Origin of the sequence: Macrococcus equipercicus, assembly GCF_024205945.1 — a bacterium.
GTDB classification, from domain to species: Bacteria; Bacillota; Bacilli; order Staphylococcales; family Staphylococcaceae; genus Macrococcus; species Macrococcus equipercicus.
Genome location: NZ_CP073809.1, coordinates 166,849 through 180,770, shown reverse-complemented (window position 1 = coordinate 180,770; position 13,922 = coordinate 166,849). Strand labels below are relative to the sequence as shown.

Here is a 13,922-nt window from a genome sequence, read left to right as displayed (position 1 = left end):
ATAAAAAAGGTGCCGGCTAAAAGCCAACACCTTGATGTCAGTCTTATTTAATTTCAGTTAAAGAATGGCGCCTGAATAGCTTTCAATGTCTCGACAGAACGATTAAATTGCTGCTGCTCAGCAACAGATAAAGGAGACTCTATGATTTGTCTAATGCCATTTCTATTAATGACTGCCGGCACACCGATATAAACATCTTCATGTCCGTATTGGCCATCAAGTTTTGCGGAAACAGTGAGAATAACGTCCTGATTGCCGAGTATTGCTTTAGTGATGCGCATTAATCCCATCGCGACGCCGTAGTAAGTTGCACCTTTTGCTTTAATGATGTCATAAGCTGCATTGCGGACATTGATGTAAATATCATCCATGCGCCCTTTTTTCTCCGGATAGTCTTCCAGCATCTTCTTAAGTGAGATCCCTGCGATATTCGCGCCGCTCCAGACAGCAAGCTCTGAATCCCCGTGTTCACCAATGATATTCGCATGAACACTTGACGGAGCAACATCAAATTCCTTACTTAATAAATATCTGAACCGCGCCGTGTCAAGAATCGTTCCTGAACCGATGACCCGCTCCTGTGGCAGACCTGAGAATTTCCATGTCGCATACGTCAGAATATCTACCGGGTTAGTGGCGACAACAAATATCCCGTCAAAGCCGGAAGCCATAATCTCATCGATGATAGCTTTGAAGATTTTCATGTTTTTACTGACTAAATCCAGACGTGTTTCGCCGGGTTTCTGTGCCGCTCCTGCACATAAGACAACGATAGCAGCATCATGACAATCAGCATATGTTCCTGCGTAAATGTTCATCGGATTCGGCGCATATAACAAGCCATGATTTAAGTCCATCACATCACCACGGGCTTTTTCTTTATTCAGATCGATAATGACGAACTCATCGCAAATCCCTTGGTTTAATACTGAGAATGCATAGCTTGAACCGACTGCACCATTGCCGACAAGAACGACTTTGTTACCTTTAATTGTCTCCATTATAACGACCCCTTAAAAGTTTGTTAATTTTTTCACAAATTTATTATAATACTTTTTCTGCTGCACAGCAATATTTTTGTGAATATATTCACAAAAATATTTGTCATTAAAAAAAACTGGTTCTAAAAGAACCAGTTTTACTCAGCGGCTACATTTTTCTTCGGCAGCAGGGCACGTTGTAACTTACGTCTTAAATTTCTAAGCGTTCGAGTTTTCATGAAAAAGCCTCCTTTTTCATCTCTCTATCAGTTACATTTTACCACTTACCATTCGAAATTACATCAGTTATTTTAAAATCTCTTAAATTTACCAGCTGAACAGGCCGACAAACGCAGCAGATAACAATGATACTAAAATACCTGAGAGCAGCATCATCGGTACATATTTGCTGATAAAGTCAGACGTCTTCTGATCGACAATCCCTTTCAATGTTCCGATAATCATCCCCACTGTTGAGAAGTTAGCGAAAGAAATGAGGAAGGTCACAAGAACAGCTGTCATATGCGGCGAGAATGTTTTCAATGAATCTTTAATGCCGAGCATAACAACGAACTCATTAGTGATGATCTTTGTTGCCATATGACCACCTACGACTTGCGCTTCATTCCAAGGTAAACCTAACAGCATCGCAAACGGTGCCATGTAGAAGCCAAGAATATTCGCAAGACGTACTTTTTCGTGCGTGAAACGATCGAGCAGCGACAACAACATATCAATGAAGTGAGCAAGCGCTACAAAAGCAATTAAAAATGCGATGATAATCAAAATCAATTTACCTGCACCAAGTACAGAATCTCCTAAAAATGAGAAGAACGGCTGACGTTTTTCCTGTTTAATTTCTACAATGTAATCTTCTTCCGGTGTCAATTTGATCGGATTAAGAATTGTCGTAATAATAATCGCGTTAATAATGTTCAAAGGAATCGCTGTCAATACGAGTTCACCAGGTACCATCGTGACATACGCCCCGACAATTGACCCTGAAATACAGCTCATAGACATTAAAGCGATAGTCAATACGCGGGCTGCATTCATTTCACGGACCTGCGCCTGTGACACAGCCAGTGCTTCTGTGTTACCTAATACCATCATTTCTACTGAGAAGAACGATTCAAACTTCGGCTGTCCGGTTATTTTACCGATCAACCAGCCGAACCACTTGATAATGAACGGCAGCACGCCGATATACATTAAAATATCGAACAGCGGGACAATGAATAAAATCGGCAGTAACGCTGCTACCGCCATGTCCATTTTCATCCGGTCAGCGACCCAGCTGCCAAACGGCATGCCGACACCGACATAAGCTGCTTCAAGCATCCAGCTGAAACCGTCTGCTACTCCTTTGACCACCATACGTCCCCACGGAAACTGAGTGAAGAACCAGGCAAGCAGCAAGTTGACAAGCAGCATAATAACTACTGATTTCCAGTCAACATTTTTTCTATCTCTTGAAAACAGATAAGCAATAAGGATAAATACAAAAATACCTAAAACGTTAAGCAATAAATAGGGATTCATAATTTCCACCTTTATAATTTTTGAATGTAGAAAGATTATAGCACTATTAAAGTTTAATTGGATATACTTTTTCTAAAAAAAGCGAACAATTATTTTGTATTGAAGGCGAATAGTACTCGAAAGTCGAATAATAAAAATTTAATAAACGCTTACAATGATAAATGATAAAGAAATATACATATAATATTTTCTTTTAATAGTTTCTTTCAAAATCTGTCCATTTTTATTGATGATACGTTAAAAACATTTATGTTACTATTAGATAATAATAACATTTACTGAACAATAAGAGGCTGACCAATGAAAACTATTTATCCCAAATTATTACTGTTACTGCTTGCGGGACAACTGCTGCTCGCTCCTGTCACTTACGCTAAAACGCCTGTTGAAATAGCAAATGAAGATGGCTATCCGATGACCGAAAACTATAATCCAAAAGGAACGATAGTCATTGCAGCGAAAAATGGGCAGGTTCTCTACTCGGATCACCCAGATGTAAAGTGGCCGCCCGCTTCTATGTCTAAACTGATGACACTGTACCTCGTCTATCAGGCGATGGACCACGGTAAGATCAATTTAAACACTAAAGTGACGGTCAACGACAAATTTTATGAGATTTCAACACTGCCGATGCTGAGCAATAATCATTTCCGTAAAGGCGCGACTTATACGGTTGATGAACTGCTGCACATTATGCTCACCGCTTCATCGAATTCAGCGACGTTCATGCTGTCCTCGTTAGTCCACAAAGATGATTCTGACTTTGTCGATTTAATGAATAAAACAGCGTCGAAGCTCGGTATGAAGAATACGCATTACTATAACCCGGCAGGCCCTCCGAACAATCTGCTGCTGCAGTACAAGCCGGCGCGTTACCAGGAGGATGATGACAATATTTCTACTGCACGGGACTATGCAATCCTTGCCCGTCATATCGTCAATGAATATCCTCAAGTACTGAACTATACGAAGCTGCTCACTGTCACTGTCAAAAAAGGGACGATTGACGAAGAGACATTCGCCACATACAACCATTCGTTAGAAGGCGCACAGCTCAGCTACAAAGGTGTCGATGGCCTGAAAACCGGGTCAAGCGACACGGCAGGCTTTAATACGACGATTACCGGCAGAAGAAACGGCATGCGCATTATTCAAGTGATCATGGGTGTCGAAGACTGGTATGATCCGCCGGCTGAATTCAACCGCAATAAAATTGCCAATGCAATTATGGACGATGTATACAGCAAGTACAGCTACAAGAAAGTACTCAGTAAAGGCTACTACAAAAACGGTGATCAAGAACTGTACATTCATCATGACTTATATGATGTCGTCAAAAAAGGCGTTACTGGCAAACTGATCTTCAAAGATGGTAAAGCGACCTATCAGTACGCACGTTCATTTGTCTCAAAAGATACTGAGGTTCCTAATGTCACTTACGAAGATTACCAGCAGTACCGCATCAAGAAATTCATCGATGACTACTTCGTCCAGCTGACAATAGGCATCACCTTATCTATTCTGGCCGGACTGCTGTTATTACTATATTACTATAGAAATAACATCAAGAAATTATTCAACAAACGATAAGCGTTCGAGGAGCACCTCCTCAGACGCTTTTTTTAGTGCCCGTTATCGGTCAATGTCATACGATTCAGTACAACTATTCTCAACAGCTGCGCAATGATAGAAAGAGCAATAATAATGATTAAAAAAGGAATAAAACTAGCTTCACCCATTACACCTACTAATGGTGACAAGGCGCCGCCGATTAAAAACTGGACGAGACCAAGTAATGCCGCAGCACTCCCTGCCCCCTGCCGCTGAACTTGCATAGCGAGCGAAAAACCGGTAGTACCAATCATGCTGACCGGCGCTATCAGTAAAAATAATGCACTGAAAAGCAGCCATACCGGCATATGGAACATGAGGACGATCACTGTCGCTATCATTCCTATAAACTGGATGTTCTGACCCAGCTTCAAAATAGCGCCTTCAGGCATGCGGTCTACAAGCCGGGCAGTAAACTGACTGAATAAAATAAGACCGATTCCATTCACCGCAAACATCAAGCTGAACTGCTGCGGTGAAATACGATAAATTTTCTGGGTAATAAACGGTGACCCGGCGATATAGCTGAATAATACACCGTACGTCAATGACTGAAGCACCAGCAATACTACAAACTTCCGATTGCTGAGCAGTGCCTTGAAATCAATAAAAATAGAAGAAATTCGAGCGTTTTGACGACTTGTCTTCGGCAGACTTTCTTTGAGCATTGTACTCAGCAGAAACATGAGTATGCCGTAGCCTGCAAGAATGTAAAACACGGTCTGCCATACTGAAAAACGCAGGATGATCCCGCCGATTATCGGGGCAAGTATCGGTGCCAGTCCATTGACGAGCATGAGCATGCTCATAAACTTCGTCAGCGCTTTTCCTTTATATAAATCCGCAGAAATTGCACGGGCAATAACTGCCCCTGCTCCGCCGGCAAATCCCTGGAAAAACCGGATGAGTATTAACCAGTTAATCGTCGGAGCAACGGCTGACAACAGCGACATTAATGCATAGACTGCGAGCACGATGAGCAGCGGCTTTTTCCGCCCGACAATATCTGTGAGTGGACCAATAAACAGCTGACCGACAGCAAGACCTATCATACAAGCAGTCAGACTAAGCTGCACACTTGATGGAGTTGTCTGATAATCATCAACGACATGCGGCAGTGCCGGTAAATACATATCAAGTGACAGCGGTCGGAACGCGGCAAGCAGGCCAAGTACAACGACAAGTTTCCATTGGACCTTTGATTGAGTAGACTGAGAATGATTCATAATGACCTCCAGTGATCAAGATAATTCATTATACATTAAATCAGCGGAAGCTAATTGTTTGTTTCATGATTTTGTATGAGGGAAAATATAACTATCAAACTTATGAAAGAAGGATTAGTTAATGAGTGAAGCGATTAATAAAGTGCATCATCAGTTATTTATAGACGGTCAGTGGGTAGACGGCGACGACAAGCAGACGAAGGAAGTCATCAATCCGGCGACCGGCAAAGTAATCAAAACGATTGCTCAGGCCGGCGAAGCAGAGACGACACGCGCTATCGAAGCCGCTGATAAAGCTTTCAAAGAATGGAGCGGTATGGAACTGAAAGACCGCGTGAACATTTTGCGTAAAGCTGCAGACTTAATCGAAGAAAATTCGGATTACATCGCAGAAGTGATGACTATTGAGCAGGGGAAACCACTTGCCGAGTCAAAACTTGAAGTCATTGACGGTGCTGAAACGTTCAGATGGAATGCTGAAGAAGCAAGAAGACTGTACGGTGACATCATCCCGGCACCGAACGCTCATCACTATGAAATCATCTACCAGCCGGTCGGTGTTGTGGCAGCAATTACCCCGTGGAACTTTCCATCAGGGATGGTCACACGGAAGATTGCACCGGCACTTGCAGCAGGTAATACAGTCGTATTGAAACCATCAGGCGATACACCGCTGACAGCAATCGCTATTTTCGAGCAGCTGGAGCAGGCAGGATTCCCTGCTGGAGCAGTCAACCTTGTTATGGGCGGTTCTGATGTTATCGGCCGGACGATGACTGATTCAGATACAGTCAGAAAGCTGACATTCACAGGTTCTACACCAATCGGTCAGGAACTATACAAACAATCAGCCGGCACCCTTAAAAAGCTGTCACTTGAACTGGGCGGACATGCCCCGTTCATTGTGCATTCAGATGCTGACGTCAAAGCGAGTGTTGAAGGTCTAGTCGCTGCAAAATTCCGTAATAACGGCCAAGTATGTATCGCTCCTAACCGTGTTTTCGTTCATGAAGAAATCAAAGAAGACTTCATGACTCAGCTGAAAACTGCAGTCGAAGCGCTGAAAGTCGGTAACGGTATGGAAGAAGGCACAAAGGTCGGGCCATTAATCCGCGAAGACGCTATCGACAAAATTAAAGGACAGCTTGACGATGCGCTGGCAAAAGGCGCTCAACTTGTGACAGGCGGCGAACGCCTGACAGAAGGTGCTTATGTTGAAGGCTTCTTCTTCAAACCGACGATTATTGATAACGTCAACCAATCTATGAACATTTTCTATGAGGAAACATTTGGACCGGTCGTCCCTGTCATCTCTTTCAATGACATCGATCAGGTCATTGCAATGGCAAATGATACAGAATTTGGACTTGCATCTTATGCTTATGCTTCTTCTGCTAAAGTAATATTCGAATTATCAACTCGTCTGGAATACGGCATGGTCGGTATCAATGAAGTGAAAATCTCTAATCCTGAAACACCATTCGGCGGTGTTAAACATTCAGGCTTCGGCCGCGAGAACAGTCACCTCGGCTTGAAAGAATATGTCGTTGAAAAATTCGTCAACACACGTTATCTTTAATTTCACCTCAGCACTTTAAGGACTTTGTAATAGTCCTTAAAGTGCTTTTTGCTTTATCTCAGTTAAATAAGTTTATCCTCTTTACAAAACAGTCGTGACCCTTTAGAATAAAATAGTTAGTTTTGCTAACTAACTATTTAGGAGGTTATTATGAACAATCAGTTATTTTTCGAAGCACTGCTTGATTTGCGGCGTTCTTATGTCGGAGAAATGGATTTTATCGTTAATAACTATCAATTATCTTCCGCCCAGTGGTTTATCTTCAAAACAATCGCACAGACTGCTCCGACGACTCTTGTAGAAGTCGCTAAGGCACGTACGATAGAAAAACCAACCGCAACGAAAATCATTCAGAAATTAGTGGAGTTAAACCTCATCCAGTCTTCTGAAGGCAGAGATAAGCGCGAGAAAATCTTATCGCTCACTGAGCACGGCCAGTCTATGTATCAGGAGATTCAGCAGCAAGTATCTACATGCCAGCAGGAATCGCTGGCCAATATCAGTGTTCCAGTCGAAGAACTGACCGCACAGCTCAATATGGTTACTCAATATTACCAGAATAGAAAGGAAGAGCGCTTTGGAAGAACATATTAAAGAGCCGTTATGGACTAAAAACTTTATTTTAGTCTCAATGACTAACTTCATCATCATGCTGTCTATGTATTTGCTGCTTGTTACTATCGGAGGCTATGCAGTGACTGAGTATCACGTCTCTACCAGCCTCGCAGGACTTGTATCAGGTATTTTCATTGTCGGTAGTTTATTCGGCAGGTTCTGGGCAGGAAAATACATCGATATTTTAGGACAGAAGAAAATTCTTATTATCGGTGGTCTTATTTTTACAATTACAACTGCCCTTTATTTCCTGTCATTCAATTTACCGCTACTCATTATCGTCAGATTATTAAACGGAATTGGCAGCGGTATTGCTTCAACAGCGACCGGTACGATTGCAGCATTTATCACACCGGTTAATAGACGCGGCGAAGGCATCAGCTACTTCAGTATGAGCACTGTGTTATCTACAGCTATCGGACCGTTTCTCGGCATGTTCCTGCTGCAGTTCATTTCATATCAGCAATTATTTATCATCTGTCTTATAATCGCGGTTATTGCACTTATTCTTATTCCAATGATTAAAATCGCCCCGCATATTGAACCTGTTAAATCCAATATGCCGAAAGGTTTGCATATCAGTGATTTCATCGATAAGAATGCCCTTCCTATCGGCTTTGTCGTGCTGATTACTTGTACAGCCTATTCAAGCGTTCTGAGCTTCATTTCATTCTTCACTAAAGAAAACGACTTAGTGACAGCGGGAAGTTTCTTCTTCCTTGTTTATGCGATTACCGTGTTATTATCCCGACCGGTGACAGGACGCATGATGGATACGAAAGGAACTAATATTGTGATGATTCCATCATTTATCAGCTTTATAATAGGGCTTGTGCTGCTTAGTCTGACTCATAATGCCCTGCTGCTATGGATCAGCGCAATATTCATCGGTTTTGGTTATGGTAACTTCCAGTCTATTGCTCAGGCAATAGCAGTCAAAGTTACAGAGCCTCATAAGATCGGTCTTGCAACATCGACTTTTTTTATCTTTCTTGATTTCGCCCTCGGTTTTGGTCCTTATGCACTCGGCAGCATCATCCCATCGACGGGCATGCATGGACTGTACGCCATTATGAGCATTGTTGTTATCATCGGACTCATCGCCTATTTATTATTACACGGAAAAAAAGCACATCTTTATCGATAAGATGTGCTTTTTGACTATTTCGCGAAACGTCTATTAAATTCTCTGAATGTAATAAATCCTTTATTGTCTTCATCATATAACTTGTACTTCAATGATTTCAAACTTTCTTTCAGTCCGATTGTCGTCGCATGGTGCAGCGGCGGTGTTTCATTATGCGCCTGTTCCAGCAGATAGTTCGGAATTCTTGGGCTTAAATGATGGACGTGATGAAAACCGATGTTCCCTGTCAGCCATTGAAACAATTTCGGCAGTCTGTAATATGAGCTGCCTTCTACAGCTGCTTTTACATAATCCCATTGTGTTTCATCTTCAAAATAAGCGTCTTCAAATGTATGCTGGATATAGAACAACCATATGCCAAGCAGACCACCTACGAACAATACAGGTCCCATTACACTGAAGAAACGTGCAGGCCCAAGCAAGTAGATGAGCAGACCATAGACAACGATGACAGCAACATTATGAATATATGTGTTGTTACGTTCTTTTGATTTTGCATCTTTCGCGTTCATTCTGTTTGAAATAAACAGCAAATATATCGGACCAAGAACAAACATCACGAATGGATGTCTGTATGCACGGTACATAAAGCGCTGCATCGGTGTCGCCTCTTTATATTCTTCTATCGTCATCATCCAAATGTCACCTGTCCCTTTTTTGTCGAGGTTACCACTCGTTGCGTGATGCGTGATATGTTCACGGCGCCACTTTTCATAAGGGAACAACGTCAGAAACCCGGAAATATTACCAAGTATTTTGTTTGCTCTCTTATCCTTGAAGAAAGATCCGTGACAGCAGTCATGGAAAATGATGAAACTTCTAATAAGGAAAAATGCACCTATTGTCCCGCAGATAATAGACAATACCGGCGAAATATCGTATACGAGGAATCCTGTCACTATGAGCAAAACATACGGAATCAACGTATTGATAATCTGAATGATGCTTATTTGCAATTCTGATTTTTCATAAGGCTTGACTGACTTTCTTAACTGTAACTTCTTATCTCTATCCATTGGTCACCTCTAAAATAATATATGAAACCGTTAAACCACCATGAATTGATAATTATTATTTGTTAATAGTATCTAGTCATAAACTTATTATACCCTATTTTCTATGAAATAACAGAATAAATAAATTCAAATAACTTCCATTATCTCACCATTTGTTATTAAGTTATAATAATTTTATATTTATATTGCATATATTAAGCATAAATTCATACACTTATTTATACTGAAATAATAAAAAAAGAGGCCTCAGCCTCCAATATAATTCATGTTTATTTTTTTCTGCTGCCTGTTTTTCACGGTTTCTGCTGTTCGTTCATCTGAATAATGATCATCTCTCTTGCGCCAGAACGCCACAAGCTGGGCTTTTAATTCTTCGTCTGATACGCCTTGTCTCAGCAGCCCCTTTAAATCAAAACCACTGCCGGCAAACAAGCAGCCGTATATTTTACCGTCTGAACTGAGTCTGACTCGAGTACAGCTGGAGCAGAATGATTCAGACACGCTTGTAATAAAACCGATTTTTGCACCGTTGTCATGCTCGTAGTACTTGGCAACTTCTCCGAAATATTTCGGCTTGACCGGCGTGATGTCATAATGCTGCTCGATCAGCTGGATCATTTCAGCTTTCGTGACGACTTGATCAAAGTTCCAGCCATTGTCATTACCGACATCCATAAATTCAATGAATCTAAGCGTAATGTTGCGGCCTTTAAAATAATCCGTCATCGCCAGCAGTTGATGATCATTCATCCCTTTTTGGACGACCATATTGACTTTAATCTGGAAGCCGAGGCCGTTGGCATAGTCGATCTGTTCGAGAATTGCTGCTGCTTTAATACCGCGTCCATTGACTTCCTCAAACACATGGTCCAGCGCGTCCAGACTAATGTTAAGACGGCGCAGTCCCGCGTCATAGAGTGCCTGTCCATGTTTTTTGAGCAGCATCCCGTTTGTCGTCAGACCGATATCTTCAATACCCGGGATTTGATTCAACGCGTTGATCAATAGCGGTAAATCGCGTCGCAATAACGGTTCCCCACCTGTTATCCGGATTTTCTTTACGCCAAGTGCCGCATATTGCGTCGCAATTCTAACCAGCTCTTCAAACGACAGCAGCTCATCTTTCGGCAGAAACACGAAGTCATCGCCGAATATTTCTTTCGGCATGCAGTAAGAACATCTGAAATTACAGCGGTCTGTAACAGAGATGCGAAGGTCACGGATCGGCCGTCCTAATTTATCTGTTATTTGTTCAGTCATCTCGTTCACCTTCTTTCATTATAGCGAGTTCGTTCATTGTATTGATGTTCGCATACCAGTTACCCGGCACTGCTGCTACATCTATATAGTCAGTGTTCTCATTGAATAAATGGCGTAATGCAAGCTTGTCATTGTCAAGCAGCTGTTTGATGACCGCCTTTAAATGGTGCGGGTATATTCCGATCGTCCCATGTATTTGACTGTCATCACGGTATACTGTCAGCTGTCCTTCATACTGCTTTATGAGATGATGTAATGCTGCAGTCGTTATAAACGGTGTATCTACTGAAATCACTAAATAGGCGTCTGCGGGACAGGCTGTCATAACAGAATAAATTCCTGCCAGCGGTCCACGGTTTTTATAGTGATGCTGATCAATCACGACTGGATAGTCTTGAAACCTTTCAGCAATTGCTTCATTGGAACTGATAACCAGCTTGTCAAACTGCCCACTTAACTCTAATGTTTGTGCGACACACTTATAAAATGGCTCACTGTCAAGTTCATAAAAAGCTTTCTGACTGCCGAACCGCCGAGATTCGCCGCCTGCCAGTATAATAGCGATCAACCGCCGCTCACCGGCGGAATCAGGGCGATGACATCCCCGTTGTTGACCAGCTCTTCATCGCTCACTACTTCTTCATTCACTGCAATCTGAAATTTTTCTCCCTGCAAAAAAGGATATGTTTCATTCAAATGCTTTCTGAACTCTTTCACGCTGAGTTCATTGCTGAAAGTAAAGTTATCTTCTGTGCGATTGATCAGTTCTTTAATATGTGCAAAGTACAGTACTCTCATTAATGTTCCTCCTTGTAGGATGAATGATACCCTTTTTGGCCGCCCATCCATTCCTCGCCATCTTCCCATATTTCCTTTTTCCATATAGGGACGATTTCTTTAATACGTTCGATTGCATATTCATTGGCCGCATAGCTGTCTTTCCGGTGCGGAGACGACACGGCGATAACGACGGCGATATCCGAAATTTGAAGTGCTCCTATTCTGTGTCCGATTGCTGTCACCGTACCCGGCCAGCGTTCACTGATTTCTTCGCCGATCTGTGCCAGCTTCTTCTCAGCCATAGGGATATAGGATTCATACTCAAGATACTCCGTCTTCACCCCTTTTGTCCATTCACGGACGATTCCCGTGAAGACACAGACGGCGCCCTGCTTTGGATTGACAGTGTATTTCCGGTAAGTTTCCGGGTCAAGCGGTGTCGTTACTACTTCAAATGGTTTCATCATTAATCAGTCCCTGTATAATGTCTGTGTAATTGATTGTGCTGATCGCGTCTGTATATATTACTTGAGTAATAGTTGTGAGGTCGAGCAGTTCTTTGTCACTTTCACTTCTCAGCAGGACGATTTTGGGGTAATCAGCCTGCTTGTAGCCTTCGACTAAAATAATGTCTGGAGCTGACGATACTTCATTGATGAGTTCGTCGAGTGATGATTCACTTTTTTTCAGCAGCTTATGCACATAGTGATAGCCTTCAACAATACTTTCGGCTGCTCCGCTTTCCATGTAAGTCACATGATCTCGCTTAAGAGGAATATCAATCTCGTTCCCCGACTTGTCTCCGTGGTGTTTAATGACCGCGACTGTCAGCTGCAGCTTTCGTGCAGCACGGATCAACTGATTGATCACCGTCGTTTTTCCGCTTTTTTTGTAGCCGACGACTTGCAGCACTACCATGAAGCGACATCCGTCAGTTTCGTAATGATGACCTGCACTTTGTCTCCCGCCTGAAATCCGCGTGTTCCACCTGGCAGCATAATCATACTATTGCTCTTAGCAATAGCGACGACCGCGTTACTCTTATTAAATCCGGCAGGCTTGACTGTCCGGTTGATCACATCAAGTTCTGCCCGGATAAAGCGCGTAAATGGATTAGCCTTCAAGAAATCTTCCGTCAGTTCCGCTTCAATGACCGGTGAATAGCAGTTAGTTGCTCCCATCAGTTTCTTAATGACTGGTTTCGCGAACAGCTCAAACCCTGAATAACAGGCTGACGGGTTTCCGGACAGTCCGAAGAGCAACTGGTTTTCCAGCGACGCTACTGTCGTCACGCTGCCCGGCCGCATCGCTACTTTATTGAACAGCACATCCGCTTCAAGTGTCTTGTAAATATCCGGCATATAGTCATAGTCTCCGACCGATACGCCGCCTGTCGTAATAATGATATCATGCGTTTGAAGCGCTTCTTTGATGAGCGCCAGCAGATGGTCATAATCATCGGCAGTCACTTCATAAGTCGCTGCCTTAATACGTAGTTCAGCGAGCTGGCCTGCAATCATCGGGCCATTGGAGTTCCGGATTTTCCCCGGTGTCAGCGGTTCGTCGATGGCTGCAAGCTCTGTGCCTGTGGCAATCAGCGCCACTGAAGGTTTTCTTCTCACGGGTACTGTGCTGTAAGAAAATGTCGCGAGCACGGCCTGTACCCCTGCAGTAATAAGAGTGCCTGCCGGCAGCACGACTTCGCCGGCTTTACATTCTTCTCCCTGCACCGCGATATTCTCTCCGGATTTGAAAGATTTGCGCACAGTAAACCCTTCTTCTGTATCAACCGTCTGTTCAAGCATGACAACGGCATCTGCTCCTTCTGGTATAGGCGCTCCAGTCATAATACGCACTGCTTCATTTTGCTGCACTACGTGACTGCTGACGGCACCCGCCCCAATATGATCGACTGTACGGAAGCTGACCCGGTTATCGCCGCTCGCACTTATTGTCTCCACACTTCTCACGGCATAACCGTCATATGGTGATTTATCGAACATTGGTATATCATAACTCGCAGTAATTGCTTCTGCTGTGTAATAACCTAAACTGTCAGACAGCGGCACTGTAATGACAGGCAGCTTGTGAGCATGCGCCATACAGCGGACTACTGCTTCATCAACAGGTATAGGTTTTCGTTTTTCAAGCATGGTCATCCTTCTT

Annotated in this window: 14 protein-coding genes; 4 read left to right on the top strand and 10 right to left on the bottom strand. The window is 42.9% G+C overall.

The window, feature by feature from the left end; all coding sequences use genetic code 11:
- Positions 1-53: 53 nt before the first annotated feature.
- A complete protein-coding gene (locus tag KFV11_RS00930; protein WP_254250086.1) occupies positions 54-1,001 on the bottom strand; it encodes an L-lactate dehydrogenase in 948 nt (315 codons plus the stop codon).
- Between the two features lie 306 nt (positions 1,002-1,307).
- Positions 1,308-2,522, bottom strand: coding sequence for a NupC/NupG family nucleoside CNT transporter (locus tag KFV11_RS00925; RefSeq protein WP_149459035.1), 1,215 nt, complete (start codon positions 2,520-2,522; stop codon positions 1,308-1,310).
- Positions 2,523-2,822: 300 nt separating this feature from the next.
- Here KFV11_RS00925 and KFV11_RS00920 point away from each other — a divergent pair, with 300 nt between their 5' ends.
- On the top strand, positions 2,823-4,112 hold the full coding sequence (locus tag KFV11_RS00920) for a DUF1958 domain-containing protein (protein ID WP_254250085.1): 1,290 nt from the start codon (positions 2,823-2,825) through the stop codon (positions 4,110-4,112).
- A gap of 32 nt (positions 4,113-4,144) precedes the next feature.
- Here the strand turns inward: KFV11_RS00920 and tcaB are convergent, their stop codons facing one another.
- The gene (gene tcaB, locus KFV11_RS00915; RefSeq protein ID WP_254250084.1) at positions 4,145-5,359 is read right to left on the bottom strand and encodes a putative multidrug effflux MFS transporter TcaB; all 1,215 of its coding nucleotides are present in this window, start codon (positions 5,357-5,359) and stop codon (positions 4,145-4,147) included.
- Positions 5,360-5,480: 121 nt separating this feature from the next.
- Here tcaB and KFV11_RS00910 point away from each other — a divergent pair, with 121 nt between their 5' ends.
- The 3 genes from KFV11_RS00910 to KFV11_RS00900 all read left to right on the top strand — a co-directional run bounded on the left by KFV11_RS00910 (position 5,481) and on the right by KFV11_RS00900 (position 8,700).
- Complete coding sequence (locus KFV11_RS00910; protein WP_254250083.1) at positions 5,481-6,938, top strand: NAD-dependent succinate-semialdehyde dehydrogenase; 1,458 nt, start codon at positions 5,481-5,483, stop codon at positions 6,936-6,938.
- Between the two features lie 150 nt (positions 6,939-7,088).
- Positions 7,089-7,532, top strand: a complete 444-nt coding sequence (locus KFV11_RS00905; RefSeq protein WP_149459031.1) for a MarR family winged helix-turn-helix transcriptional regulator — start codon at positions 7,089-7,091, stop codon at positions 7,530-7,532.
- Complete coding sequence (locus KFV11_RS00900) at positions 7,516-8,700, top strand: MFS transporter (RefSeq protein ID WP_254250082.1); 1,185 nt, start codon at positions 7,516-7,518, stop codon at positions 8,698-8,700. Before KFV11_RS00905 ends, KFV11_RS00900 begins: the two co-directional genes overlap by 17 nt.
- Positions 8,701-8,714: 14 nt before the next feature.
- Here the strand turns inward: KFV11_RS00900 and desA are convergent, their stop codons facing one another.
- From desA to KFV11_RS00865, 7 genes are all read right to left on the bottom strand, one after another.
- A complete protein-coding gene (desA, locus tag KFV11_RS00895) occupies positions 8,715-9,716 on the bottom strand; it encodes a Delta(5) desaturase DesA (protein ID WP_254250081.1) in 1,002 nt (333 codons plus the stop codon).
- Between the two features lie 246 nt (positions 9,717-9,962).
- Positions 9,963-10,976, bottom strand: coding sequence for a GTP 3',8-cyclase MoaA (gene moaA, locus KFV11_RS00890; RefSeq protein WP_254250080.1), 1,014 nt, complete (start codon positions 10,974-10,976; stop codon positions 9,963-9,965).
- Positions 10,969-11,544 carry a molybdenum cofactor guanylyltransferase gene (gene mobA / locus KFV11_RS00885; protein WP_149459028.1) on the bottom strand — a complete coding sequence of 192 codons (576 nt, stop codon included), beginning with the start codon at positions 11,542-11,544 and terminating at the stop codon, positions 10,969-10,971. Before mobA ends, moaA begins: the two co-directional genes overlap by 8 nt.
- Complete coding sequence (moaD, locus tag KFV11_RS00880; protein WP_149459027.1) at positions 11,541-11,774, bottom strand: molybdopterin converting factor subunit 1; 234 nt, start codon at positions 11,772-11,774, stop codon at positions 11,541-11,543. Before moaD ends, mobA begins: the two co-directional genes overlap by 4 nt.
- Positions 11,774-12,220, bottom strand: a complete 447-nt coding sequence (locus tag KFV11_RS00875; RefSeq protein ID WP_149459026.1) for a molybdenum cofactor biosynthesis protein MoaE — start codon at positions 12,218-12,220, stop codon at positions 11,774-11,776. Before KFV11_RS00875 ends, moaD begins: the two co-directional genes overlap by 1 nt.
- A complete protein-coding gene (mobB, locus tag KFV11_RS00870) occupies positions 12,207-12,674 on the bottom strand; it encodes a molybdopterin-guanine dinucleotide biosynthesis protein B (protein ID WP_149459025.1) in 468 nt (155 codons plus the stop codon). The genes KFV11_RS00875 and mobB overlap by 14 nt, the downstream gene beginning before the upstream one ends.
- Entirely contained in the window at positions 12,668-13,909 is a 1,242-nt protein-coding gene (locus tag KFV11_RS00865) for a molybdopterin molybdotransferase MoeA (RefSeq protein ID WP_436970209.1), read from the bottom strand. Before KFV11_RS00865 ends, mobB begins: the two co-directional genes overlap by 7 nt.
- Positions 13,910-13,922: the final 13 nt, after the last annotated feature.